We start from the raw sequence: 26,030 nt of genomic DNA on the forward strand, positions 1-26,030 counted from the left end.
AGGCGCCCTTGCTGATTTTAATGGAGTCAACCAGTGAAGTCGTTGTTACATCTGGTCTGTCTGACCACTACATTGTGTTTTTCTGCGCTGGCGACAGGGCAATCTCAGTTTGCACTGAATCAGTCTTTTGCCGCCCTGTACGAGCAGGAGCTCGGTAGTACGCAAAAGTGTCTGAGTTCGTCGGCGAATCGTTATGCGGTGTGTTCACCGGCGCTGCGAGGCGATGGTAATGCACCATTTATTTTGTTTCAGCAAACAGACAGCCCCATCGTTGTGCTCACCCACGGGCTCAGTGACTCTCCCTTTTTCGTCTCAGCGATTGCCGATGAGCTTTATCATTCCGGTTATACTGTTATCGCACCGCTGTTGCCAGGACATGGTCTGAAAGACGCTGATGCTGCGATGGAAGATGATCAACTGGCCGAACGCTGGCAGGCGCATCTGGCGAAAGTGGTGGAGCTGGCGTTGCAATCTACCGAGAAAGTGGTGTTAGGCGGCTTTTCTACCGGCGGTGCATTATCGGTGGATTACTACCTGTCTAATCCCGATAATGTGCAGGGCATTCTGTTATTTTCTGGCGCGCTGGCGCTCAATGGTAACGTGGAGTCACTTTCGAAGCTGTGGGGGATAAAGACGCTGGCGAAGTTGCTCGACGGTGACTATCTGACTAACGGACCCAACCCACAAAAATATCCCAAAGTCGCCAGCTTCGCAGGGCTTGAGTTAATGGAGCTCATTCGCAGTATCCGCGAACGTCTGGAGGAAGGCGCTCGGGTGGCGGTACCGGTTTTCGTGGCCCATTCTCAGGCCGATCAGACCACGCCTATCGAGGGCGTACAAAACCTGCTGACCTATGTGGATGCGGATAACACCTTTTATGTCATCGATGAACAGTATCAGCTGTGCCACGCGGATCTGGTTGTTAACCGTCTGCTGCTGGAGAAAATGGACTTTGATAAAAGTCGCGCCGATTTAAGCGAAACCTGCGCTATCCCTCAGGTTAACCCGCAGTTTTTTCCTATGGCGAGAGCCCTGCGCGGATTCGTAGAGTTTGCCCTGCCGAAATGACAGGGCTTAGTCCACACTAAGTTGTTTACCCTGGCAGGGCTAGCGGAGTTTAGCCCGCTGGTTCAGGAAAAAGCCCGCTGGAACAACCAGTAAAGACAGCACCAGCGCACTGGCCATGCCGCCCACCATTGGCGCTGCAATCCGACTCATTACCTCTGAGCCGGTGCCGGTACCACTAATCACCGGCAATAAACCTATCATTACCGTTAGTACTGTCATCAATACCGGGCGCACGCGTTTAAGTGCTCCTTCCTCAACAGCCTCACGCAGACTCGCGCTGATATCCACGTTAGCGACAGGGCGAATATGCTCGCAGGTGCTGTTAAGGTAAATCACCATGATGACGCCGATTTCAACAGCCACACCGGCCAGGGCAATAAAACCAACCCCAACTGCAACGGAAAGATGGTAATCCAGTGCATAGAGTAACCAGATCCCGCCGATAAGTGCCATGGGTAGGGTACCGAGTACCAGTACCACATCACTCAGACGGCGAAAGCTCATAAACAGTAAAATCACTATCACTGCCAGTGTCATCGGCACAACAAAGGTTAGCTTTTGCATGGCCCGTTCAAGATATTCATACTGTCCGGCCCACTGTAACGTGTAGCCAGCAGGAAGGTTGAGGTCTTTATCCAGCACGCCTTTGGCCTGTTTAACGTAACTCTCAATATCAATACCGGCTACATCAATAAAAACATAACCGGTGAGCCGGGCATTTTCGCTCTTAAGCGCTGGCGGGCCTTCGGCAATTCGAATATGCGTAATATCCCCTAGTGTTATGCGCTCTCCTCGAGGTGTCACTATGGGTAAGCCTGCAAGCGCTTCCGGGCTGTTCCGGTATTGCTGGGGATAACGCAAATTAACCGAATACCGGGCAATATTCTCCACCGTTGTGGTAATGGTCTTGCCGCCTACGGCAGTACTGACGAGCTGCTGCACCTGGGCTATCGTCAGGCCATATCGGCTTATAGCAAGGCGGTCGATATCAATATCGATATACCGGGCGCCGGCAACCCGCTCAGCATAAACCGATTCAGTGCCCTCAAGGTCGCCCAGCAACTTTTCAATATCGGTGCCGATGGTCTCGATTTGCTTAACATCCGGGCCTGAGATTTTAATGCCCAGTGGCGTTTTAATACCGGTGGCCAGCATGTCGATGCGGGTTTGGATGGGCATCACCCAGGCGTTAGTCAGGCCGGGGAAAGCAACAATGCTGTTGAGTTCATCGCGTAAATCCTGGCTTGTCAGCCCCTCACGCCACTGCGATTTGGGTTTAAGCTGAATAAAGGTTTCAATCATGGTCAGCGGAGCAGGGTCGGTTGCGGTCTCCGCCCGGCCTACTTTACCAAATACAGTTTTAACCTCCGGCAGGGTGCGGATCAGTTTGTCGGTTTGTTGCAAAATTTCCCGGGCCTCAGCAATGGATACGCCAGCATAGGTGGTGGGCATATACATCAGGTCGCCTTCGTCGAGCGGCGGCATAAATTCGCTGCCCAACTTTGATAACGGGTAGTAACCGGCAAGCGTAATCAGAATCGCCACTAATAACGTAGATTTAGGGAAACGCAGCACGACTCTTAGTGCTGGCTTGTAGGCTGCCTGAGCTATGCGATTAATCGGGTTTCGCTCCTCTGGCGCAATGTTGCCGCGGATCAGGTAGCCCATAAGTACCGGGATCAGGGTAATGGCCAGGCCCGCCGCCGCGGCCATGGCAAAGGTCTTGGTGTAAGCCAGGGGCGCAAACATCCGTCCTTCCTGAGCTTCCAGAATAAATACCGGCAAAAAGCTCACCGTGATGATCAGCAAACTGAAAAACAGTGCCGGGCCCACTTCGGTTGCGGCTTTACTTACCAGCTCCCAGCGGTTGGCGTCTGCTGGTGCTTTTTCCAGATGTTTGTGAAAGTTTTCAATCATCACAATAGCACCATCGGTCATGGCGCCAATGGCAATGGCAATGCCACCCAGCGACATAATGTTGGCATTAATGCCCTGCCAGTGCATCAGTAAAAAGGCACCCAGAATACCCAGTGGTAGTGTTACCAGCGCAACCAGCGCGCTGCGTAAATGAAGTAAAAACAGGCCGCAGATAAGCGCGACAATGAGCAGCTCTTCCAGCAGCTTATCCCACAGGTTATCGATGGCACTGGCAATCAGGTTAGAACGGTCATAGACCGTGGTGATCTCTACGCCTTCTGGCAGGCCGGCCTGCAGGTCCTGCAGTTTTGCCTTAACACCATCAATAGTTTGCTGGGCGTTTTCGTTATAGCGCATGACAATAATGCCACCCACGGTTTCGCCCTCGCCATTAAGTTCGGCGATGCCACGGCGCGGTGCCGGCCCTTCTCTGACTTCGGCCACATCCGTCAGTGTTACCGGTGTGCCGGATGCTGATACGGCCAGGGTGATCTGCCTGATATCGCGCAGGCTTTCAATATAGCCACTGACCGTGACCATATATTCCGCTTCGGCCATCTCAATCACCGAAGCGCCTACTTCCTGGTTGTTCTGACTCACCGCCATTTCCAGCTGAGCCATGGTTAAATTGTAAGCGTCCAGTTTGTAGGGATCGGCCACAATCTGATACTGTTTTTTCATGCCGCCCACTGTGGCGACTTCAGATACCCCGGGCACCGATTGCAGGGCAAATTTCAGGTACCAGTCCTGCAGGCTGGTGAGCTCATCGATATCATGCTGACCGCTCGGATCGCTTAACGCGTACATATACACCCAGCCTACACCGGTGGCATCCGGGCCGAGTCTGGGTTTTGCCGAGGCCGGTAGGGTAGGTGCTACCTGGGAAAGGTACTCCAGTACCCGGGAGCGGGCCCAGTACATGTCGGTGTTATCATCAAACAGGATGTACACATAGGAGTCGCCAAAGAAAGAGAATCCGCGAACCGTATGCGCCCCCGGTACCGACAGCATGGCTGAGGTGAGCGGATAGGTGACCTGTTGCTCTACCACAGAGGGGGCTTGCCCCGGGTAGTTGGTTTGAATGATCACCTGCACATCGGATAAATCCGGAATCGCATCCACCGGGGTTTGTTTAACCGACCAGATGCCTGCCGCGGTGAGCATCAGTGCTGCAAGCAATACCAGTACGCGATTGTTGAGCGACCAGTTAATTATGACTGCTATCATGACTGGCTCCTGCTAGTGACCGGTATGGTCCATGTCATGCGACATGGCCATGGCGGGTTCAATATGGGTGATAACAAACTCGCCGTCTCTGATCTCAAAGGTAAAACGGATAGCCTGCTCTGGCTGCCAGTCAGCCGCGATAATATGGCTGCTGAGGGTAAAGTCCATGGTGGCAGGCCCGCGCCCCCATTTTTCGATGGCGCCACGGGAGATATTCATGGTGTGGTTTTGTTCATCAATACTGTTAATGGTGCCATCAACGGTTGCCGAGGGAACACTCGATTCAATGCTGCCGGTATCAATGGCAATAATCTCTACCATGCCATCGGTATTACGATTCAGCTCGGCATCAAGGCGAATCCCGCTGTTGAGCTCTGCCTGGCTGACCTGTTCACCAATGGCGAAGTCCATGGTCATGGCTGGCCAGTCCCAGGCTGCTACCGGCCCGTGGCTGGCGGTCACGGTGCCTGCCTCGCCATCAATAGCATCGATAGTTAACGTTACCCACTGGGTGTCGTTACCCAGGCTATCGTCCTGACCTGATATCCTCGATAGGTCGGCGTCTACGGCACTTTCTGAATCAATCAGGAATAAACCGTTCATTACCACTTCATCTCCTTCTTCTAGGCCTGCTGTGATTTCGGCATAGTCTGCTGTGATGCGACCCACCGCTACGGCCGTTGAGCGGAATTCACCGTTACCCAAAGCCAGCACCACACGGTCGTTGGCGGCCGTTCTTATCAGTGCTGAGCGGGGAATACTCAGGCTTTCGTTGCGCGGTGTATCAAATGAAACGGTGGCAAACATATTGGGTTTTAACCGGCCGTCCGGGTTATCCAGCACCAGGCGCACTTTCAGTGTGCGGGTCTGGCTGTCGAGCTCCGGGTAAATAAAGTCTACCCGGGCTGTAAACGTCTCCCCCGGCAATGCCGGTAGCGTTAGGTTCAGATCCTGCTCCGTACTGAGCATGTCGGCATAGCGCTGGGGAATGCTGGCGGTGATCCACACTGTCTTCAGACTGGCAATGGCCAGCATGGTGGTGCCCGGCGTAACATAAAAACCAGGTCGGATATTAAGGTTAGTGACGTAGCCGTCCTGTGGCACCTCAAAGGCGATTTGCTGTTGTACGTTTCCGGTTTTATCCAGATTCTGAATTACTTTTGGCGGTAATTGCAGGGCAGTCAGTCTGTCTCTGGCAGCGTTGATCAGCGAGCGATTATTGCGACTGCGGGCCAGCAAATATTCCTCCTGAGCATTCACCAGCTCAGGTGAATACAGGGTGTATAAGGTGTCGCCCTGGTTAACAGGCTGACCATCAGTGGTGACGGTAAGGCGTTCTACCCAACCACTCACCCGTGGATGGACGTGAATGATCCGGTCTTCGGCGACTTCTACAATGCCGCTGGCGGAAATCGTTTCAGATAAAGAGCGAGTGCGGGCTTTCGCGGTGGTGACCCCCAGGCTCTGGACAATTTGTGGGTAAATACTCACGGTACCAGGACTGGCACTTTCTTCACCTGCATATACCGGGACCAAATCCATGCCCATGGGCGATTTACCGGGCTTATCCCGGCGATAGCTGCTGTCCATCGGCGCTACCCAGTAAAGAATGTCCTTTTCCCCTTCGTTTGGGGCGGTAGTATTACCATTACCCTGTGGGACGTTAGCTGGTAATAACGCATAGCCAATACCCACCCCGGCTATCAGGGCAATAACAGGAACAATAAAACGGTTCATAGAAAACTCCCTCAAAGCGGTGAGATGGGATTAAGATAATAGTCAAGCCGGGTCATCAGCGCGGCCATGTCACCCTGCAGATTAAGTAATTTCATCTGGTCATCAATCAGCGCCAGGTGGCTTTGCATCACATCGGAAAAGTTGCCGCTGGCAGTGGTGTAAGCGTTAAGCGCGGCGTCGTAATGCTGTTGACGCAGCGGTAATAACGTTTGTTCATAACGGTTAATCCGCGAGTGCAGAGCAGGGTAACGGGCATAGAGCTGATTCACCTCACTGAGCTGTTGTTGGATCACCAGACGTTTTTCGGTTTCCAGGCTCTCTGTTTCGGCCACGGTGGCTGCCAGAGCGGCTTGCTTTACCTTGCGGGAAAATAGCGGTACATCAACACTCATTCCGACCGACACAAAGTCAGCCCGGGACGAGTTATTCATCGCATCCTGGCGATAGGCATAGCTGGCATTAAATTCCCACTGCGGGTCGAAACTGGATGCTACCTGCTGCTGTTTTATCTTCTGCACATTAATCATGGCATTGCGACTGATAACCAGCGGGTGTTGCTGTAAACGTTCTAATAGCGCCGACGTGTTGGCAGGCAACAGTGATTGCCCGATCAGGCTGGTTAACCAACGCTGATCGGCCTGATTCGGGGTGATGTTGGATAGCGTGGCCTGCTGCATTGGGGTCAGCCAGTTAGATAAACCGGCAATAGCGGTTTGCTGTGCAGAAGTCAGCGATTCCATACGGTCTTCGAGTGCCGTATGCAGGACTTCCATGCTCAGCACATCATACTGACTGGCACCTGAAGAACTGGCGTAGTTATTTTCAACGGCAGTGGTCAGTTGGTCCAGTAGTTGTAACTGCTCGGTAACCAGTTCCTTACTGTTGTGCAGAATAATAATATCAATCCACGTTAGGGTAATAGCCCGGGTAACTTCTGCTTTGCGCAGGTCACGTCGGGCGGGATGCTCGGCTGCTTTGGCCGCGAGCGCATCCCGTTGCAGGGCGACAGAGTCGCCACGGGGCAACATTTGGCTAACGCCCATTTTGAGCTGGGTCATGGCCTGTTCGTTAAGCGCAAATCCATCTGTAGGGACATTGAGCATTCCCACTGATATACGTGGGTCGGGCATGGATTGCACCGCATTACCCTGAGTTGTCAGCGCATGCTCGCTCTGTCGGCTTCTGGCCAGGGCATAATCTTCACTTAATGCTTGCGACAGTAATTGTGGTAACTGTGGCTGTTGGGCTTGCTGCGCTGTGGCTACTAACTGCCAGCAACTAAGTAAAATGCCTGCTGACACGACCTATAAAGAAGGAAGTTTCATACTTGCCTCAATGGTTAACTTTAAAAAAACGGGTACAGTTACCCGGTCACAATGCCTCAGGCATTGCACTGATAAGAGGTTTAGTTAACTCAGGCGTATTGGGGGACGAAACAGCGAGGTTGGGAAGCCGGAAAACGCCACTAGCGGTTTACCGACGATTTGGCTTGCAGCGGTTTTGACAATTAAGGGGGCAGATATGCCGGCCAGATAACTGACTAAATGGGAACTGGCATGCTCGCACTGGCAGCCACTTTTAGCGCAGGGTGAAGCTTGCTGACCGCAGTTATGCTGGGTATCGTTCTGGCAGCAATCTGCTGTTGCAGTGGGGTCTGTCTGTTCAGTGTGCACAGTGTGAACCGTTTCATCGCCCGATTGATGCATCATGCAATCAGTATTTTCTGCCTGCATAGTATGCGCTACCTGTGTTTCTGCCATACGCAAACTGTCTGCCTGACCAGAAGTCGGCAGCATGATCAGCATGCTTAGCAGAAAGTAACAAAGTAGTCGTTGCACTGAATAATCCGGTAACTGTACTAACTTGAGTATACGATATTCATATCAGACAGGGAAATATTGATTTTGCTTTCACCGGGTAAACCCATTTACTGCTGATTTAACCCGGTGAAATAGCGTAATGTGCCGGGTTAATGCGCGCTAGCGTAGGCTTCCACCTCAGTCCATACGCGTAGCAGGTTTTCACCTAACAGCTTGGCAATGTCAGTTTCCGAGTAACCGCGATCCAGTAAGCCCTGCACCAGTGACGGGTAAGACGACACATCCTTCAGGCCAATCGGGAGTGAATCGCCAACGCCATCGTAGTCAGAGCCAATACCCACATGGTCAATGCCAATAAGGCCCACTACGTGGTCAATGTGGTCGAGTACATCGGCTAATGTGGAGTAAGGGTAAGGGTTTTCCTTACTGTAATTATCAGCAAAATTCGCTACTTCTTCACTGTCTGCGCCAAACTCTTTGATCAGGGCATTGCGTTGTTTAGTGCGATTATCACTCCACATGCGCGCTTCTTTGGTGACAAAACCGGAGCCAAAGTTAATCATTACCACACCGCCGTTCTCGCCCAGCTTCACCAGCATATCGTCGGTCATATTGCGTTCAAAGCCCGGAGTGAAGGTACGTAATGAAGAGTGGGAGGCAATCACGGGGGCCTTGCTGATTTCGATAGCCTGGTAAAAGGCGTCATCTGATACGTGGGAGATATCCACCATCACGCCGATGTTGTTCATTGCAGTTACCAGCTCTTTACCAAAAGGACTCAGACCATTCCACTTGCGGCGTATGTCGTAGGATGAGTCGCTGATATGGTTAGCCCTGGAATGCGCCAGCGTGATATAGCGAATGCCGCGCTGATGAAAAATTTCCAGGTTTTTCAGGTCGCCCTGGATTGGCGAGCCATTTTCCATCCCCATAGGCAGGGAAATCAATCCTTTCGCAAATTGCTCACGGACGTCCTGCGGGCTCATGGCTATAGCAAACTTATCCGGGGCACGCGCTGTGATGGCTTCCACGTTGTCGATGAGCATATGAGCAAGCTGCGTCGACTCATCTGAGTCATCGAGACTGGCAGGCACGTAAATCGACATAAATGGAGCATTCAGGCCGCCGCTGACAGCGCGGGGATAATCGAAATCGCCGCCCTCGGTGGCCTTGGTGACATCCACCCATTTATTATGCACACGGTAAGGTACATCAATGTGTCCATCCACAATAATATAACGTTGAGCAATGTCCTGCGCCGTGGATAAGCCCTTAGGCGGCTGACCGGGTGCAGACGTCGACTGGCAGCCGGTTAATAGTGCGAGTGCAGTAACACTACCCAGCAAGAAAGCGTGCTTCATTGTGTAAATCCCTGTAAGTGACGTTAGATTGTGTTTTTTTATAAAGCTACCATGATTTTTTGATTTACTCACCTGGTGGTTTATTCAGAAAGGTGTTTGTTTGCTTTAATATTTTATATCAATCCGCATAGAAGTTTACCCTCTCAGAGTGATCCCTGAGGGCTAGTCGAAAACGACTTAGATCACGACGCGTTCTCTGTGGCATAGTCATTCTATGTCCAGAGGGCGCAACACAGATGTAAGTCGTTTTGGCCACTCCCTTTGGGCAATTCCCTGAGGGCGAGCTATCAGGCTTTCTGGCGTTGTTACGCTTGCTTGATTTGGAACCACCAAACCTGTGCAACCAAGCCTAGCCAGAAAGCCTGACAGTCTTGCTGAGTGGGCAAACTTTTATGCGGATTGGTATTATTCATCTTGTATGGTTACCCTCTTATCGGTCTTACCGTAGGGTGGCTGGACGCGCAAGTTCAAATACGCCATACTGCCCGGCGGTTGTCTGGCATCTGAGAAGCAACAGGTGGCGGGAAGTGTGGCCTGCACAGGATGGACTACCTGTGATGGTCCACGCATAAAACCGGCACCATAGCGGGTATCGTAAATAAAACACCAACTTGTTGGTATGTGCCCCTTGAATAATGTCGCCAGACCCTCATTAACTAAAAAATAACAGGTGTTGGTGTCTGATACGGATACCAGACCACATATTACAATTGAATCGAGATAGTACTTATGGCAATGAATTTTGTACCGCTGGATAAAAATACACATAAAGATCTGAAAGTAGCGGTAGATCCTGCTTTTCCATACGCGAAAAACACCCACCTGGCCGCGGCATCAATTCGTGAATTTGCACAATTAGCCGGCGCTATGCCACTGGTGTTCATCCAGGATCCTAAAACTAATAAACACCACGTTGTAGCAATGCTGGGCATCGAGCCAGGCCAGAACCTGTTTTTACAGGATGGCAAATGGAATGCGCCGCATATTCCAATGAACATCATTCGTTACCCGTTCGACGTGCGTCCTGACGGCGACAAGCTGGGCGTTTACATTGATGAAAACAGTGACCTGATCAAAGAAGAAGGTCAGCCATTGTTTAAAGAAGATGGCAACCCATCTGACTTCCTGAACAACCGTCAGCAATTGCTCGGCGACCTGGCAAACAGCGAAATGCTGACCCAGCAGTTCGTGTCAAAAGTGGTTGAACTGGACTTATTAAACCCAATGCAACTGCGCGTTCAGTACAGCAACGGCCAGGGCCGCAACGTTGGTGGCATCCTTACCATCGACGAGAAGAAACTGGTAGAGCTGGCAGACGAGCAAGTGGTAGAACTGCACAGAGCTGGGTTCATGGGCGCACTGTACGCCATGATGCTGTCTTTAGGTCAGCTGAACCGCCTGATCGAGCTTTCTACCAATGCTGAAAGTCCAATCAAAGCCATGCAAATGGAGCCAGCGCCGGCAGAACAAGCCGAGGCTGCACCACAGCAGTAAGCTACTGCACGGCAAAGAAAACCAAAAAGGGTGGGCGAGAGCCCACCTTTTTTATTGATACTCAGTTAACCAGAACCATCCTGTGGAACACCTTTCATGTCACTCACTCTAGTAAATCCCAGCGTAAAATTATCGGCGACCTTAACCGTTGAAATTCCGACACTGACTATCGAAAAGGGGCAGCACACTATTATCAGTGGTCTTAATGGCAGTGGTAAATCGGTACTGGCAGCGGTGCTGGCCGGAGAAGGGAAAGTACTTAGTGGCGAACGGCAATCAGGTGGCCGTTGCGGCTGGGTGAGTGTAGGACAACAACAGGCAGTGATTGAAGCGGAGCGCCGCAAAGACGACGCTGATATCCTTGATGTGGTGCCAGTCCCCAGCACGGCTAAAGAAGTTATCCTGGACGGCCTTACCGACGAACAAAGCGTAACAGAAGCGCTGAACGAATTAGCCGGGTTACTGGGTATTAGCAGCCTGCTTGAGCGGGAGTTTCTTGCCTTGTCCACCGGTGAGACGCGCAAAGTATTATTGACCAGAGAGCTGCTGAGGGAGCCGGACTGGCTGGTGCTGGATGAGCCCTTTGATGGCCTTGATGTTGAAACGGTAAGCAGATTTGCCCAATACCTTGATAAGCTCAGCACCCGTTGTACGCTGATTATGGTGGTCAATCGGGTAAGTGAAATACCTGTTTGGGCACAGCGCTTGTTGTTCTTACAAAATGGTCGCATCGCTTGGCAAATTGAAGGCGACACGCTTGATGACACTACACTGCAGCCGCTCAGACAAATTATGCATATCCAGCAAAATGTCGAAAAGCTGCCGGAACGCGACAGTGATTGCCATGCGCCCCGGCGCAGCGACCCTAATGCGCCGCTGGTCAGACTGAATAACGGCCGGGTTGCCTGGGGTGACAATGTGGTGTTTGAGCAGCTTAACTGGACTATCTTGCCGGGTGAGCACTGGCAGGTAATTGGCCCGAATGGCTCGGGGAAAACCTGCTTACTGACGCTAATCACCGGTGACAACCCACTTTGTTACAGCAACGATTTGAATGTGTTTGGTTATCAACGCGGCAGTGGCGAGAGCATCTGGGACATAAAACAACACCTCGGCATTATTTCCAACAGTTTGCACCTGCAGTACCGGGTTAACTGCTCGGTTGCAGACGTGGTATGCTCTGGTTTTTACGACAGTATTGGCTTGTATAAAACCCCCACCGACAGGCAGCGTCTGCTGTGCCGGGAATGGCTGGTTGCGGTTGGCCTGGAACAAGAAGCGAAAACGCCGTTTCAGTCATTATCATTTGGCGATCAGCGTTTACTGCTCATCGTGCGGGCGATGGTGAAACATCCAAGCCTGTTGATTCTTGATGAGCCGTGCAATGGCCTGGATGAGATCAACCGCAGCAAGGTGCTGGCCATGCTCGATTTACTGGCTCGGGAAGGCAATACCACGCTGCTGTATGTTAATCATCACAGCGAAGATAAGATCCCGGCGATCAAAAACACGCTGAATATGCGTGATTACCAGCCGCAATAAATTTTTTTTCGCCGCTGATCTCAGACCTTTTTAGAATTAAATACCCACTTCCCCTTAGCTTTTCTTCTAAGAGGGACTGTTTTTCCCACTTTTCCCCCTTTTTCCTTCTTTCTAATCAGCCACTTCAGCGCAAAGCCCGAAAATAAGGGATTTTCTCCCATTTTGTTACTCGTCCTGTACGGCGCGTTTTTGCTTGACAGTGGGGAGGAATGATACCTAAACTGTCAAAAGTGGGTAAAAGTGGCAAATAGTGGATCATATAATCAACGTTTTGCAGATTAGATCTCATAAAACACGAATAATAAGATCAATACACAAAAGGCTAGGGGAATGTTCCGCGGCGCTAACGCAATCAATCTGGATTCCAAAGGGAGACTGGCTATACCGACAAAGCATCGGCAGCCCCTTCTGGATGATTGTGCCGGACAACTGATCTGCACCATTGACACACAACAAAGCTGTTTGCTGCTTTACCCGCTTCCCGAATGGGAAGAAATCGAACTCAAGCTGAGTAAGTTTTCCAGCAACATTGAGCAGGAAAGACGAAAGATTCGTTTATTACTCGGCTACGCCATCGACTGCGAAATGGATAAGAGCGGTCGTGTGCTCATTCCTGTACCCCTGCGTAATCATGCCAAATTAGACAAAGAAATTCTGCTTGTTGGCCAATTAAATAAATTCGAAATCTGGAATTCAGAAATCTGGGCTAAACGTATCGAAGAAGATATGGAAGTTGAGCGTTCTGGTAACTTTGAGCTCACTGAGCGTTTACAGGACTTCTCACTATGACCGCATCGTTTTCGCATACCTCTGTGCTCCTGCAGGAATGCCTGGACGGCCTGGCCATCAAACCAGACGGTATTTATATCGATGCTACCTTTGGCCGTGGTGGTCATTCAGGTGAGATCCTCAAACAACTGGGCAGCAACGGTCGCTTAATTGCGTTTGATCGCGATCCCCAGGCTATTGAAGCCGCCGCCCGGTTTGCTGACGACAAGCGATTTGAGATTGTGCATTCGGCGTTTGGCGACATGGCTGAAGTGATTGAGCAAATGGGTCTGACGCAGCAAATCGATGGCGTATTAATGGATCTGGGGGTGTCTTCACCGCAGTTAGACGACGCCGAGCGTGGTTTTAGCTTCCTGCGCGACGGACCACTGGATATGCGCATGGATACGTCACGGGGCCTGAGTGCCGCAGACTGGCTGAACAGTGCTGATGAGCAGGATATTACCCAGGTAATTAAAGAGTTTGGCGAAGAAAAATTCGGCAAGCGAATCGCTCATGCGATCGTCAATTACCGTCAGCAGCAACCGCTGGCCCGCACCAGTGAGTTAGTGACTATTATCGACCAGGCTATGCCGGTCAAAGACAAGTTCAAGCACCCGGCTACCCGCACTTTTCAGGGCATTCGAATTTACATCAACGCGGAGCTGGAGCAACTGAGGGTGGGGCTTAAAGCCGCAACCGGTATTTTACGTCCGGGCGGGCGTATGGCAGTGATTTCTTTCCACTCACTGGAAGACCGCCTGGTAAAACGCTTTATGAAGGAGCAGAGCAAGGGCAAAGCATTGCCACCGGGGCTACCGGTAACACAGGCAGAAATCGACGCCGACAAAGTGTTAACCCTCATTGGCAAAGCCATTAAGCCTGGCGAGGAAGAACTCAAACATAATGTGCGATCCCGCAGCGCGGTACTCAGGGTGGCGGAAAAACGATGACCGGTTCGACGACCAACTTTAATTTCCTCCTCATCCTGGTTACCGAATTGACCCGCCATAAGCTGCGGGTTTTGTTGTTTATAGCGGTTATCGCCAGCGCCCTGGCGGTGATCCTCAGCACGCACCACAATCGCCAGCAAAATATTGCCCTGGAGGAGCTGATGCGAGAGAAAGATCAGCTTGACGTAGAATGGCGAAACCTGGTGCTGGAACAACGTGCCCTAACCGAGCACAACCGAATCGAAGCCATGGTTCAGAAGGAACTCGACATGCATCGTCCTGATGTGGATGACGAGGTTGTGGTGCGGATAAAATGACGGCGATCACATTAAAGAATTCCAAAGCCAGGGCTGGCGGGGCAAAAATTAATACCCGTCCGGGTCCTATGCAGTGGCGCTTCGTGCTGGTAGTGGGCATTATTGTTCTGGTCTTCCTGATCCTGGCGGTACGTACCGCTTTTATTCAGGTTATCGCCCCGGATGCACTGATTGAACAGGGGGACAGTCGCACCCTGCGAACCCGTAATACCCCGACATACCGCGGACTCATCACCGATCGTAACGGCGTAGAACTGGCCGTAAGTGTGCCGGTGAGAGCTATCTGGGCCGATCCAAAAATTATTAATGAGCAAAATGGACTCAATCAAACCCGCCGCTGGCTGGCGCTGGCCGAAGTGCTGGGGCAGGACGTTGATGAGCTGGTGGGCAAGGTCGGCAACCCGAAACGCCGCTTTGTGTATTTGCAGCGTCAGGTGTCGCCGGCGATGGCTGATTATGTCGAAAAACTGGAAATCCCGGGCGTTTATTTGCGTAAGGAATCACGCCGTTATTACCCAACCGGCGAAGTCGCCGCGCAGTTAATCGGTATTACTAACGTGGACGACAAAGGCATCGAAGGGCTCGAGCGGTTATACGACGACTGGCTTACCGGTTCGCCGGGCACCCGAAAAATTCGCCGCGATGCCAAGGGGCGTCAGGTGGAAGTGTTGGAGAGCAAAGATGGCGAAGCCGCAGGCAATCTGACACTGACTATTGATCAGCGCATTCAGGCGCTGGCCTATCGTGAAATCAAAGAAGCGATGCTCTATTACCAGGCCAGCTCAGCCTCAGCCATCGTGATTGATGTGCATACCGGTGACATTCTGGCGATGGTTAACGCACCATCTTTTAATCCTAATGACCGCAGTGATATCTCGCCGCGGCGGATGCGCAACCGGGTGATCACGGATGCCTTTGAACCCGGTAGTTCATTAAAGCCACTGGCGGTACTCAGCGCGCTGGAGTTTGGCGCGGTAAAAGTGGGCGATATCGTGGATACTTCACCAGGCTGGATGCGCCTTGGTGGCAGTCTGGTAAAGGATTTTCGCAATTACGGCAAACTTAGCCTGGCAGAAATCATTCAGCATTCCAGTAATATGGGTACCTCGAAACTGGCTTTGTCGGTACCCAAACCATTCCTGCTGGACACTTATTACAACATGGGCCTGATGTCGGACACCGGCATCAATATGCCTGGCGAAAGCAGCGGGATCTTTCACGAACGTAGTCGTTGGTCTGAGTTTGAATTGGCTACCTTATCTTTTGGCTACGGCATTTCCGTTACTACCGCCCAGTTAGCCAGAATGTACTCAACCATAGCGTCGGGTGGTATTAAGCGGCCGCTTAACATTGTTAAGAACACCGATAATCAGGCTTACAAGCCCGGTGCCGAACGGGTGATCAGCGAGCAAAATGCCAAAGCCATTATGGCCATGATGGAAACTGTTACGCAGGAAGATGGTTCCGGGGTTAAAGCCCGGATCCCGGGTTACCGGGTAGCGGGTAAAACCGGCACCAGCCGCAAAGCTGTGGCCGGTGGTTACGGTGAAGAGTACGTTAATATCTTTGCCGGTATAGCCCCGCTTAACGACCCGCAACTGGTCACCGTTGTGCTGATCAACGAACCTGGTGGTGACCTCTATCATGCCGGCGATACCGCTGCGCCGGTGTTCTCTGAAATTATGGGTGGTGCGTTACAGCTGCTGAATATTGCACCGGATGATCGTCAGGTAAGTGCCACACAAGTGGTAGAGAGGTCGACCAATGGTGGTTAACGCGTTTATGCAAAGTCTGCATGCACTGTTGATTAAATTTGGTATTAATGCACCGGATATCCGTGTTCACGGACTCACGCTGGATAGCCGTGAGGTGACCCCGAAGCTGGCATTTGTTGCAGTTAAAGGGCACAGCCGTGATGGACGTGACTTTATTCCACAAGCCATCAGTCTTGGTGCCCGGGCTATTCTCGCTGAAGCAGAAGAAGCCGGTGAACACGGTCAGGTCATGATGCGTGAACATACGGTTATTGTGAAGGTGTGGGGGCTGGCTGACTTGCTTTCCTCACTGGCAGCCGCTTTTTATGACTATCCGGCTAATAAACTGGCCACCATCGCAGTAACTGGCACCAACGGCAAAACTTCTGTGGTGCAGCTAATTACCCAGATGAAACATCTGCTGGGTCACCGCGCCGCGTCAATTGGTACGCTGGGCAGTGGTATTTACCGGGACGATGCCGACTTTAAGCCACCAGCCAACGGTAATACCACACCTGATGCCATTTCTATGCAGTATTTACTGGCCGAATTTGTGCAGCAGGAAGTCCATCAGGTGGCTTATGAAGCATCATCTCATGCGCTGGTGCAAAATCGCCTCAAGCAGGTGAAAACCGACATTGCGGTGTTTACCAATCTGACCCGGGATCACCTTGATTATCACGGCACCATGGAGGCTTATGCACAGGCAAAGCTAGGCCTGCTGGATTTACCCGGCCTGCATTCGGTGGTGCTTAATTATAATGACGAGGCAAGTCTTGCCTGGGCGAAGAAGGCCAAAAAGTCGATTCAGAAGGTCTGGACCGCCGTGTTGCCAGAACCTGCCCGGGATATGCCAGAAGGTCGCTATTGTTTTGCCACAAATGTGCAATACCATCCCGATGGATGCCAGTTCAGGCTCGCAACATCCTGGGGGACGACCGTGGTACAAACCGATTTACTGGGGCACTTTAATATTGCCAACCTGATGAGCGCCACTGCAGCTCTGCTTTGTCAGGGCGAGCGTTTTGACAATGTGGTGAAAACCATTGAGCAGGTGCAGGCAGTCGCCGGTCGCCTGGAAGTATTCGAATTTCCTGACCATGCCAATGTGGTAGTGGATTATGCCCACACTCCGGATGCATTGAGTCAGGCACTTAAAGCCCTGCGCCTGCATACCAAAGGCAAGCTCTGGTGTGTGTTTGGCTGTGGTGGTGACCGTGATAAAGGCAAACGGCCATTGATGGCGCAAGCCGCAGAACAAGGTGCCGATGCGCTGGTGATCACCACTGATAACAGTCGCTCAGAATCACCTTCGGCCATTGCTGAGGATATTCGCGCGGGTCTTAATCACCCTGAAAAAGCGCAGGATATTCCCGACCGTGAGCAGGCCATTCGTTATTGCCTGGCCAAAGCGGACAGCGATGATCTTATTCTGGCGGCGGGCAAAGGGCACGAGAGTTATCAAATTATTGGCGAACAAAAAATAAACTATAACGAACGGGAAGCCATTACCCGTTTGCAGCAGGAGTGCAGCAAATGATTACCAGGTCTTTGATGTGGATAGCAGAGCAAATAAAAGGTCGTCTGAGTGGCGAAGACTGCACTGTATCTGCCGTGAGCACTGATACCCGAACCCTCTCGCAGGGGGCCGTATATCTTGCGCTAAAAGGCGAAAACTTCGACGGTCACCAATTTGTTGAGGCCGCAGAAAACGCCGGCGCAGTGGCCGTTATTGCCAGTCAGCCGGTGACTACCGAACTGCCGGTGATTTATGTTGAAGATAGCAAACTGGCACTTGGCCAGCTTGGCGCAGCAGTTAAAGCAGAAGTAAACCCTAAAACCATTGGAATTACCGGCAGCAGTGGCAAAACCACTGTTAAGGAAATGTGCGCGGCTATCTTATCGCGGCGCGGCAACGTGCTGGCTACCGCTGGTAACTTTAACAACGAAATCGGGGTGCCACTCACCTTACTGCGCCTGACTCCGGAACATGAGTACGCGGTAGTGGAAATGGGCGCTAACCATCTCGGTGAGATTGCCTATACCACTGATCTGGTAAAACCGGATGTAGCAACCATTGTCAATGCAGCCGCAGCCCATCTCGAAGGCTTTGGCAGCTTACTCGGTGTGGCCCGGGCCAAAAGCGAAATCTTTAAGGGGCTGGGCGAAAAAGGCCTGGCTATTGTTAACCAGGACAGTCAGTTTGCTGAATTCTGGCTGGGTAAACTGAAATATCAGCCTGTGCAAACCTTTTCGCCGGATAATCATAATGCGCAGGCCGACTTTTACGCTACCGACATCACCATTGATTTAAATGGCTGCGCAGCATTTGAGATGCACTCGGTGCAGGGCAATACTGATATTCGCCTGGCTGTGCCAGGCATGCACAACGTAGGCAATGCACTGGTTGCTGCGGCACTGACCATGGCCGTTGGGGCTACGCTGGAAGACGTTAAGTATGGCTTGCAGGATATGCAGGCAGTTGGTGGACGGTTAAAAGTAGTGCCGCTCACTGAGCAGGTACGAATTCTTGACGACACCTATAACGCCAACGTGGGATCTGTTAAAGCGGCTATCGACACCCTGGCCAGCTTCTCTGGCCGGCGGGTACTGGTCCTGGGTGATATGGCGGAACTGGGCGAAAAGGCCCGTTACTACCATGAACAGGTTGGTGAATATGCCAAAGAGAAATTTATCGACTGTTTATATACCTCCGGGGTGTTGAGTCAGAGTGCCTCAACAGCCTTTGGCGATAATGGCTACCATTTCAGCGAGCAAAGCGCTCTGATTGAGGCACTGGAACAGGATTTAGGTCATGAGCAAAGAGACTTAACGATTCTGGTGAAGGGCTCGCGCAGCGCGAGGATGGAAAATGTCATAGCGGCGTTGGAGAAATCGCCGCTGGGAAAGCTTAGTCGTCGGCGGGAGAAAATAGCATGTTAATATGGCTCGCCGACTGGCTGACACAATTTGAATCTGGCTTTAACGTCTTCTCGTACCTCACGCTAAGAGCGATCCTGAGTACGCTGACGGCGCTGTTGATTGCCATTATTATTGGGCCGAAGATGATCCGCTGGTTACAACGGATGCAGATTGGCCAGACTGTGCGCACCGATGGCCCTGAGTCGCACTTATCCAAATCTGGTACGCCTACCATGGGCGGTTTACTCATTCTGGCGGCCATTGTCATCAGTGTGCTGCTATGGGCAGATTTAACCAATACCTATGTGTTGGTAACCTTATTCGTGGTGGTTACCTTTGGCATTATCGGGTTTGTCGATGATTACCGGAAAGTGGTGCGTAAGGACTCAAAAGGCTTGATTGCCCGCTGGAAGTACTTCTGGCAATCGGTAATCGCTCTTTGTGTTGCGTTTTATCTTTATTCCTCTGCGCAAACTATGGAAGAAACGGCCTTGCTGGTACCGTTTTTTAAAGAGGTGCTGCCGCAACTGGGCATTTTGTATATAGCCATTGTGTACTTTGCACTGGTAGGCACAAGTAACGCGGTTAACCTGACCGACGGGCTAGATGGCCTGGCCATTGTGCCGACAATTCTGGTTGCCGGGGCCTTTGCTATTTTTGCTTACGTCACCGGTAACGCCAACTTTTCCGGTTATCTGAATATCCCGCATATTCCGCTCACCAGTGAACTGGTTATTGTGTGTACTGCCATTGTGGGCGCCGGGCTGGGCTTCTTATGGTTTAACACCTATCCGGCAATGGTCTTTATGGGCGATGTGGGCTCACTGGCACTTGGCGGTACGCTGGGTGTACTGGCGGTGCTGGTGCGTCAGGAAATCGTGCTGATTATTATGGGCGGAGTGTTCGTAATGGAAACCGTCTCGGTGATTATGCAGGTAGGCTCCTACAAGCTGCGCGGACAACGCATTTTCCGCATGGCACCTATTCATCATCATTACGAATTAAAAGGCTGGCCGGAACCCCGGGTGATTGTGCGATTCTGGATCATCTCATTGATTCTGGTGTTGATTGGTTTGGCAACGTTGAAATTACGCTAGGTTATGACTGAAACAGCGCGTTTACCACAGTATGTTATCGCCGGTCTGGGACAGACCGGCCTCTCCTGTGTGCGCCATCTGCAACAACAATCGGTAGCGTTTAAAGTGTGGGACACCCGCGCTGGCTTCAATGTGAGCGAGGAACTCGCTGCACAGGTAAACGCTGATATCACCTGTGGCGAATTACCGCAAAATTACTGGCAAGGCGTAACCCATCTGGTACTTAGCCCAGGCATCGCCACCGATTTACCGGAAGTTACACGAGCCAGACAAGCCGGTGTGAGCGTGATTGGCGATATCGAATTATTTGCCCATGCAGTGAATCAGCCGGTGATCGGAATTACCGGCTCCAACGGCAAGACCACCGTTACCCTGTTAACCACGCACATTCTTAAAGAACTTGGCTTTAACCCTATTGCTGCTGGCAATGTGGGGTTGCCTGCACTGGACACATTGCAGCAAAAAGCCGATATCACAGTGCTTGAATTATCCAGTTTCCAGTTGGAAACCACCCGCAGTTTAGCGCTCGCAGCAGGAGTGATACTTAATGTTTCGGCTGACCATCTCGACCGCCATCATACACTGGCGGCCTACAGTGAAGCGAAGCAACGTATTTTTGACCATTGCCGGGTAGCCGTGGTCAACCGCAATGACAGCAATACCATGCCGATGACCACCGTCGAAACCAAAATAGCCACCGGCCTCAACCCGGCCAGCGAAGACTTTGGCTGGGATGCACCCAGGCAAACCATTACTTATAACGGCAAGTCCTTACTGGCGCTGGCTGATACCGCGCTGGTAGGTTTGCACAATGCACTTAATATTCAATCGGCACTGGCGCTGGTCAGTGTTTTTACCGAGGATATGACAGCTGCCGCCGAGGCCGTGAAGTCTTTTAAGAGTGCGCCGCACCGCTGCACTAAAATTGCCGAAGTCGCGGGCGTGAGTTTTATCGACGATTCAAAAGCAACCAACATTGGCGCCACCGAAGCCGCCCTGCAAGGGCTGGCCGGCAGCCTAAAAGGTAAATTGATTCTCATTGCCGGCGGCGATGCGAAAGGCGCAGATTTAAGTGAGCTGGCACCAGTATTTTCAGCTCATGTAGATGTAGTTATTGCCCTTGGCAAAGATGGACAGGTGCTCAGTGATATAGCTTCGCATGGCTTTTATGTTGAAAGTCTTGAGCAGGCTGTTCAGCAAGCGTTTTCACTGGCGGAGCCAGGCGATACAGTACTATTGTCGCCGGCCTGTGCCAGCCTGGATATGTTTGATAATTACCAGCACCGGGCTGAGGTCTTCCAGCAAGCGGTAGAGGAGTTATCTGTATGAATGCCGTAACTTCCCAGCTGGCCGGTCTTTTCGCTGCACGCCACGATAAGCCAAACACCAGTGCTCCGGCGTTTGACGGTGGCATTGTGTTAGTGGCGTTTGCGCTGATGGCGATTGGTCTGATTATCGTGACTTCCGCTTCCATGCCGGTTGCAGATCGGCTCCATGACAATCCGTTTTATTTCTCAATTCGTCACGGTATCTACCTGATAGGGGCCATCATTGCCGCGATGGTCACCGTGCAGTTACCCATGCATTTCTGGCGGGTGACCAACCCGTATATGCTGCTGGCGGCGATTGGCCTTCTAATTGCCGTGCTACTGATCGGTCGAAACGTTAATGGTTCTACCCGCTGGCTGGTTCTCGGGCCCATAACGGTGCAGGCGGCAGAGCCGGCAAAGCTGTTTTTCTTCTGCTACCTGGCGGGCTATATGGTCCGGCGTTACGATGAAGTCACCGAGAACCTGAAAGGCTTTATTAAACCGCTGGTCGTGTTCTTTATTCTGGCGTTGTTACTACTGGCGCAGCCCGATCTGGGTACAGTAGTGGTAATGCTGGCCACCACCATGGGGCTGTTATTTTTAGCCGGTGCCAAGCTGTGGCAGTTTTTTGCTTTGCTGTTTGCCGGGGTGTTAGCCGTGGTTGCCCTGATTGTTGATTCTGAGTACCGGTTGGCAAGGGTTACCTCGTTCTGGGATCCCTGGGCCGATCCATTCGGCAGCGGTTATCAGCTGACCCAGTCTTTAATGGCTTACGGTCGGGGGAACTGGTTCGGTCAGGGACTGGGCAATAGTTTACAAAAGCTCGAGTTCCTGCCCGAGGCGCATACTGACTTTGTTATGGCCATTCTAGCCGAAGAGCTTGGATTCACCGGGGTGATGGTAGTGCTGTTACTGATGCTGTGGTTGGTTATCCGGGCGCTGCAAATTGGTAATCAGGCGCTGGCCAGTGAACGGGCATTTGAAGGCTTTCTGGCCTATGCCATTGGCATTTGGTTCAGCTTCCAGACCGCGGTAAACATTGGTGCCAGTGCCGGCATTTTGCCCACTAAAGGGTTAACGCTGCCACTGGTGAGTTATGGCGGTTCAAGTTTAATTATCATGTCGGTTACCGTGGCTGTGTTGTTACGGATTGATTTTGAATTACGGGTAGCAGGCGTTCAGGCGCTGGATAAAGGCCGCAAGCGGGAAGGTAAAGCTAAAGTGAAGGCGACTATGAAACCGCTTCAGGCTAACGACCAGGATTTATCACAGGAGCCGGATGATGAGTAAACGTTGTCTGGTGATGGCTGGTGGTACTGGCGGGCATGTATTTCCCGGCATTGCGGTGGCCAATGAATTACAGCGCCGCGGCTGGCACATCGACTGGCTGGGTACGGCAGAACGTATGGAAGCCCAGGTGGTACCGGATCATGGCTTCCCGATTCATTTTATCCCGGTTAAAGGCTTGCGTGGTAAAGGTCTTGCTGCCCGGGTATCGGGCTTACTGGCGCTGATTAAATCCTTGTTTAACGCCCGCAAAATGCTGCAAAAACTGAAACCGGATGTGGTTATCGGGATGGGCGGTTATGCCAGCGGGCCAGGCGGCGTTGCGGCGAAAAGCCTCGGCATCCCGATTGTCATCCACGAACAAAATGCGGTGCCTGGCATGACTAACAAGTTACTTGCCCGCATTGCTAAAAAAGTCATGCTTGGGTTTGCTTCGGCGGCTCCGTACTTCGCCGGAGCTAAAACAAAATGCCAGGCCGTGGGCAACCCGGTGCGGGATGAAATTCTCGCCATTGAGCCTAAACGTCAAACCTCACACCCCATGCGTATGCTGGTGGTGGGCGGCAGTTTAGGAGCGCGGCCACTGAACGAACAGCTGCCGGTGATCTGCCAGTCTTTTCCTGAACTGGAGATCCGCCATCAGTGTGGTAAAGGCAACGAACAAACCGTACGCAGTGCATATGGCGACAAGCCGGTGACCGTGAATGAATTTATTACTGATATGGCCGAGGCTTATCAGTGGGCTGATTTTGTTGTCTGTCGGGCCGGGGCATTAACCGTGGCAGAGGTTGCTGGAGCCGGTAAACCGGCCATTTTTGTGCCGCTGCCTCATGCCGTAGACGACCATCAAACCCTGAATGCGCGCTATCTGGCCGACCAGAATGCCGCCAAAGTGGTGGCACAATCGGCACTTAGCCAGGAATTACCGGTGATTCTGCGTGACTGGCTGGAAAATCCTGATGACTGTGTCAGGATGGCGGCCAACGCAAAACAGTTTGCACCTTACAATGCAGCTCAGCATGTGGCTGATGCCTGTGAAGCTTTAACCAGAGAGAGATAGCGGTAGATGGTATTGGAAACGCCTTTTCAAAGTCCCCAGATGCGAAAGATCACGCGCATATTTTTTGTCGGGATTGGCGGTGCCGGCATGGGCGGGATCGCCGAAGTGCTGTTGAATGAAGGCTACGATATTGCCGGTTCTGACATCCAGACCGGTGCAATGACCGAGCGCCTGACCGCGCTGGGCGCGGATATTGCCATTGGCCATCGCGCTGAAAATGTGGTGGATGCCAACGTGGTGGTGGTATCCAGTGCAATCAACGAGGCTAATCCCGAGATTCAGTATGCCCGGGAAAAACGTATCCCGATTATCCGCCGCGCGGAAATGCTGGCTGAGTTAATGCGTTTCCGTCATGGCATCGCGGTGGCTGGTACCCATGGTAAAACCACCACTACCAGTCTTATTGCGACCATTTTTGCCGAAGCCGGGCGCGATCCTACTTTTGTGATTGGCGGTTTGCTTAACAGCGCCGGCACTAATGCACGACTCGGCAGCAGTCGTTATTTAATCGCCGAAGCGGATGAGAGTGATGCTTCGTTCCTGCACCTCCAGCCGATGATGAGTGTGGTGACCAATATCGAAGCAGACCATATGGAAACCTATGGCGGTGATTTCAGTAAAATGACCGACACCTACATTGAGTTTTTACATAACCTGCCGTTTTACGGGCAGGCCGTAGTGTGTGGCGATGACCAGGTTATCCGTTCGCTGTTGCCACAAATCGGTCGCAGCGTGATCACCTACGGTCTGGATGAAGACAACGATGTATACGCCACCGATATTCACTACAGTTTCGGCTCGGCGCATTTTACCGTTCATCGCCCGGACCGCGAGCCGCTGCCGGTAAAGTTGAATCAGACCGGTAAGCACAATGTTTTAAACGCCCTGGCTGCTATTACCGTGGCTACGGAAGAAGGGATAGACGACGAGTCTGTACAGGCCGCGCTGACAGGTTTTGGTGGCATCGGTCGTCGTTTTGAGGTGCTCGGACAGTTTGATACCAGCGTGGGAGAAGTAACCCTGGTAGATGATTACGGCCACCACCCAACGGAAGTGGCAGCGACCATTGAAGCGGCCCGCAATAACTGGCCGGATCAACGGCTGGTAATGATTTATCAACCACACCGTTACACCCGAACCCGTGATTTGTACGAAGACTTCGTGGAAGTACTGTCGCAGGTGGATTGTTTATTACTGCTGGATGTTTATGCGGCCAGCGAACAGCCTATTGATGGCGCAGACAGCCGCTCACTGGCGCGCTCTATTCGTGCCCGCGGCCAGTTAGAGCCGGTTTATGTCAGCGAGCACAGTGAATTGCCTGCGATTCTTGCTAATCAGTTGCTGGATGGTGATATTGTGATGACGCAGGGCGCCGGTAACGTAGGCCAACTGGCCAGGAAGCTGGCGGCAATGCAGTTAAACCCGCAAGTCATGCAGCAGGAGGAGCAGTAATGGCCTTTAAAACTTATGCCCCGCAAGCCTTCGGGCGTGTTGCTGTTATGTATGGCGGAGACTCGGCTGAGCGGGAAGTGTCTTTGCGCTCCGGCGAGGCTGTTTTAAAAGCCCTTACAGGGGCTGGCGTAGAGGCTATTGCTTTCGATACGGCTGAGCGTCAACTGGTTGAATTAATAGATGAAAAAGTGGATCGTGTACTGATAATGTTACATGGTCGAGGCGGTGAAGATGGCAGCATGCAAGGGGCTTTACAACAGCTCAAAATACCTTATACAGGTAGCTCTGTGCTGGGTTCAGCACTGGCGATGGATAAGATCCATAGCAAGCAAATCTGGCAATGCCTGAATATTCCCACCGCGAAATATGAAATTGCTGTAAAAAGTCGCTTTGAAGCTGGATCATGCGGCGCTATAATGAATAAATTAGGGGGAAAAGTCATGGTTAAACCGGCTCGGGAAGGTTCGAGCATCGGGATGGCCAAAGTGACTAGCGCTAAACAACTCGCGACTGCCATACAAGACGCATTCAAATACGATAATACAGTCTTGTTGGAGCAGTATATTGAAGGACCTGAATATACCGTTGCCGTTGTGCAAGGTCAGGCTTTACCTTCGATCCGCATGTCAACCCCGCATATATTTTACGATTATTCGGCTAAGTATCAGGATAATACGACCGAATATTTTTGCCCGAGTGGTTTGTCTGATGAAGACGAACAATATCTGGCAACGCTGTGTGCATCTGCATTTGAAGCGCTATCGGCCACTGGCTGGGGGCGGGTAGATGTGATGCAGGACAAACAATCTGGTGAGTTTTATTTGCTTGAGGCCAATACGGTGCCGGGTATGACTGAGAAAAGTCTGGTTCCCAAGGCCGCGGCTGCAGCCGGGATTAGTTTTACAGACTTAGTTTTAGCTATCCTGGCAACCAGTATGGAGTAA

The 26,030-nt window shown here is 51.9% G+C and carries 20 protein-coding genes; 15 read left to right on the forward strand and 5 right to left on the reverse strand.

Annotation, left to right across the window (positions count from 1 at the left end):
- Positions 1 to 33: 33 nt before the first annotated feature.
- Positions 34 to 1,068 carry an alpha/beta hydrolase gene (locus D9T21_RS15780; protein WP_123325880.1) on the forward strand — a complete coding sequence of 345 codons (1,035 nt, stop codon included), beginning with the start codon at positions 34 to 36 and terminating at the stop codon, positions 1,066 to 1,068.
- 39 nt (positions 1,069 to 1,107) lie between these two features.
- Here D9T21_RS15780 and D9T21_RS15785 read toward each other — a convergent pair whose 3' ends face one another.
- The 5 genes from D9T21_RS15785 to D9T21_RS15805 form a co-directional block, all read right to left on the reverse strand.
- The gene (locus D9T21_RS15785) at positions 1,108 to 4,212 is read right to left on the reverse strand and encodes an efflux RND transporter permease subunit (protein WP_123325882.1); all 3,105 of its coding nucleotides are present in this window, start codon (positions 4,210 to 4,212) and stop codon (positions 1,108 to 1,110) included.
- A gap of 12 nt (positions 4,213 to 4,224) precedes the next feature.
- Entirely contained in the window at positions 4,225 to 5,949 is a 1,725-nt protein-coding gene (locus tag D9T21_RS15790; protein WP_123325883.1) for an efflux RND transporter periplasmic adaptor subunit, read from the reverse strand.
- A gap of 11 nt (positions 5,950 to 5,960) precedes the next feature.
- Positions 5,961 to 7,250, reverse strand: a complete 1,290-nt coding sequence (locus D9T21_RS15795; protein WP_123325885.1) for a TolC family protein — start codon at positions 7,248 to 7,250, stop codon at positions 5,961 to 5,963.
- 108 nt (positions 7,251 to 7,358) lie between these two features.
- Positions 7,359 to 7,787: a hypothetical protein gene (locus D9T21_RS15800; protein WP_164464714.1), complete on the reverse strand. Its 429-nt coding sequence runs from the start codon at positions 7,785 to 7,787 to the stop codon at positions 7,359 to 7,361.
- A 131-nt stretch (positions 7,788 to 7,918) separates the two neighbouring features.
- Complete coding sequence (locus D9T21_RS15805; protein WP_123325889.1) at positions 7,919 to 9,130, reverse strand: dipeptidase; 1,212 nt, start codon at positions 9,128 to 9,130, stop codon at positions 7,919 to 7,921.
- Positions 9,131 to 9,859: 729 nt separating this feature from the next.
- Between D9T21_RS15805 and D9T21_RS15810 the strand changes: the two genes are divergently transcribed.
- From D9T21_RS15810 to D9T21_RS15875, 14 genes are all read left to right on the forward strand, one after another.
- Complete coding sequence (locus D9T21_RS15810; RefSeq protein WP_105934318.1) at positions 9,860 to 10,624, forward strand: SapC family protein; 765 nt, start codon at positions 9,860 to 9,862, stop codon at positions 10,622 to 10,624.
- A gap of 96 nt (positions 10,625 to 10,720) precedes the next feature.
- A complete protein-coding gene (gene modF, locus D9T21_RS15815) occupies positions 10,721 to 12,166 on the forward strand; it encodes a molybdate ABC transporter ATP-binding protein ModF (protein ID WP_123325890.1) in 1,446 nt (481 codons plus the stop codon).
- A 330-nt stretch (positions 12,167 to 12,496) separates the two neighbouring features.
- Complete coding sequence (gene mraZ / locus D9T21_RS15820) at positions 12,497 to 12,955, forward strand: division/cell wall cluster transcriptional repressor MraZ (RefSeq protein WP_105934320.1); 459 nt, start codon at positions 12,497 to 12,499, stop codon at positions 12,953 to 12,955.
- Complete coding sequence (gene rsmH, locus D9T21_RS15825) at positions 12,952 to 13,887, forward strand: 16S rRNA (cytosine(1402)-N(4))-methyltransferase RsmH (protein WP_123325892.1); 936 nt, start codon at positions 12,952 to 12,954, stop codon at positions 13,885 to 13,887. Before mraZ ends, rsmH begins: the two co-directional genes overlap by 4 nt.
- Positions 13,884 to 14,204, forward strand: coding sequence for a cell division protein FtsL (gene ftsL / locus D9T21_RS15830; protein WP_123325895.1), 321 nt, complete (start codon positions 13,884 to 13,886; stop codon positions 14,202 to 14,204). Before rsmH ends, ftsL begins: the two co-directional genes overlap by 4 nt.
- Positions 14,201 to 15,979 carry a penicillin-binding transpeptidase domain-containing protein gene (locus tag D9T21_RS15835; protein WP_123325899.1) on the forward strand — a complete coding sequence of 593 codons (1,779 nt, stop codon included), beginning with the start codon at positions 14,201 to 14,203 and terminating at the stop codon, positions 15,977 to 15,979. Before ftsL ends, D9T21_RS15835 begins: the two co-directional genes overlap by 4 nt.
- Positions 15,969 to 17,498: a UDP-N-acetylmuramoyl-L-alanyl-D-glutamate--2,6-diaminopimelate ligase gene (locus D9T21_RS15840; RefSeq protein WP_123325900.1), complete on the forward strand. Its 1,530-nt coding sequence runs from the start codon at positions 15,969 to 15,971 to the stop codon at positions 17,496 to 17,498. Before D9T21_RS15835 ends, D9T21_RS15840 begins: the two co-directional genes overlap by 11 nt.
- On the forward strand, positions 17,495 to 18,901 hold the full coding sequence (gene murF / locus D9T21_RS15845) for a UDP-N-acetylmuramoyl-tripeptide--D-alanyl-D-alanine ligase (RefSeq protein WP_123325902.1): 1,407 nt from the start codon (positions 17,495 to 17,497) through the stop codon (positions 18,899 to 18,901). The genes D9T21_RS15840 and murF overlap by 4 nt, the downstream gene beginning before the upstream one ends.
- On the forward strand, positions 18,895 to 19,977 hold the full coding sequence (gene mraY / locus D9T21_RS15850; protein ID WP_105934326.1) for a phospho-N-acetylmuramoyl-pentapeptide-transferase: 1,083 nt from the start codon (positions 18,895 to 18,897) through the stop codon (positions 19,975 to 19,977). Before murF ends, mraY begins: the two co-directional genes overlap by 7 nt.
- 3 nt (positions 19,978 to 19,980) lie before the next feature.
- On the forward strand, positions 19,981 to 21,306 hold the full coding sequence (gene murD, locus D9T21_RS15855) for a UDP-N-acetylmuramoyl-L-alanine--D-glutamate ligase (RefSeq protein WP_123325904.1): 1,326 nt from the start codon (positions 19,981 to 19,983) through the stop codon (positions 21,304 to 21,306).
- Positions 21,303 to 22,577 (forward strand): cell division protein FtsW, encoded by a 1,275-nt coding sequence (gene ftsW, locus D9T21_RS15860; protein WP_123325906.1) that lies wholly within the window; start codon positions 21,303 to 21,305, stop codon positions 22,575 to 22,577. The genes murD and ftsW overlap by 4 nt, the downstream gene beginning before the upstream one ends.
- Positions 22,570 to 23,634, forward strand: coding sequence for an undecaprenyldiphospho-muramoylpentapeptide beta-N-acetylglucosaminyltransferase (murG, locus tag D9T21_RS15865; protein ID WP_123325908.1), 1,065 nt, complete (start codon positions 22,570 to 22,572; stop codon positions 23,632 to 23,634). The genes ftsW and murG overlap by 8 nt, the downstream gene beginning before the upstream one ends.
- 6 nt (positions 23,635 to 23,640) lie before the next feature.
- Positions 23,641 to 25,086 (forward strand): UDP-N-acetylmuramate--L-alanine ligase, encoded by a 1,446-nt coding sequence (murC, locus tag D9T21_RS15870; RefSeq protein WP_123325910.1) that lies wholly within the window; start codon positions 23,641 to 23,643, stop codon positions 25,084 to 25,086.
- Positions 25,086 to 26,030, forward strand: coding sequence for a D-alanine--D-alanine ligase (locus tag D9T21_RS15875; RefSeq protein WP_123325912.1), 945 nt, complete (start codon positions 25,086 to 25,088; stop codon positions 26,028 to 26,030). Before murC ends, D9T21_RS15875 begins: the two co-directional genes overlap by 1 nt.

Source organism: Marisediminitalea oceani (assembly GCF_003731635.1).
Classification (GTDB): Bacteria; Pseudomonadota; Gammaproteobacteria; order Enterobacterales; family Alteromonadaceae; genus Alteromonas; species Alteromonas oceani.

Excerpts from the sequence above, each read along its gene's own strand:
- D9T21_RS15785 (WP_123325882.1), bottom strand. The coding sequence starts at position 4,212 with ATGATAGCAGTCATAATTAACTGGTCGCTCAACAATCGCGTACTGGTA.
- D9T21_RS15790 (WP_123325883.1), bottom strand. The coding sequence starts at position 5,949 with ATGAACCGTTTTATTGTTCCTGTTATTGCCCTGATAGCCGGGGTGGGT.
- D9T21_RS15805 (WP_123325889.1), bottom strand. The coding sequence starts at position 9,130 with ATGAAGCACGCTTTCTTGCTGGGTAGTGTTACTGCACTCGCACTATTA.
- D9T21_RS15810 (WP_105934318.1), top strand. The coding sequence starts at position 9,860 with ATGGCAATGAATTTTGTACCGCTGGATAAAAATACACATAAAGATCTG.
- modF (WP_123325890.1), top strand. The coding sequence starts at position 10,721 with ATGTCACTCACTCTAGTAAATCCCAGCGTAAAATTATCGGCGACCTTA.
- mraZ (WP_105934320.1), top strand. The coding sequence starts at position 12,497 with ATGTTCCGCGGCGCTAACGCAATCAATCTGGATTCCAAAGGGAGACTG.
- rsmH (WP_123325892.1), top strand. The coding sequence starts at position 12,952 with ATGACCGCATCGTTTTCGCATACCTCTGTGCTCCTGCAGGAATGCCTG.
- ftsL (WP_123325895.1), top strand. The coding sequence starts at position 13,884 with ATGACCGGTTCGACGACCAACTTTAATTTCCTCCTCATCCTGGTTACC.
- D9T21_RS15835 (WP_123325899.1), top strand. The coding sequence starts at position 14,201 with ATGACGGCGATCACATTAAAGAATTCCAAAGCCAGGGCTGGCGGGGCA.
- D9T21_RS15840 (WP_123325900.1), top strand. The coding sequence starts at position 15,969 with ATGGTGGTTAACGCGTTTATGCAAAGTCTGCATGCACTGTTGATTAAA.
- murF (WP_123325902.1), top strand. The coding sequence starts at position 17,495 with ATGATTACCAGGTCTTTGATGTGGATAGCAGAGCAAATAAAAGGTCGT.
- mraY (WP_105934326.1), top strand. The coding sequence starts at position 18,895 with ATGTTAATATGGCTCGCCGACTGGCTGACACAATTTGAATCTGGCTTT.
- murD (WP_123325904.1), top strand. The coding sequence starts at position 19,981 with ATGACTGAAACAGCGCGTTTACCACAGTATGTTATCGCCGGTCTGGGA.
- ftsW (WP_123325906.1), top strand. The coding sequence starts at position 21,303 with ATGAATGCCGTAACTTCCCAGCTGGCCGGTCTTTTCGCTGCACGCCAC.
- murG (WP_123325908.1), top strand. The coding sequence starts at position 22,570 with ATGAGTAAACGTTGTCTGGTGATGGCTGGTGGTACTGGCGGGCATGTA.
- murC (WP_123325910.1), top strand. The coding sequence starts at position 23,641 with ATGGTATTGGAAACGCCTTTTCAAAGTCCCCAGATGCGAAAGATCACG.
- D9T21_RS15875 (WP_123325912.1), top strand. The coding sequence starts at position 25,086 with ATGGCCTTTAAAACTTATGCCCCGCAAGCCTTCGGGCGTGTTGCTGTT.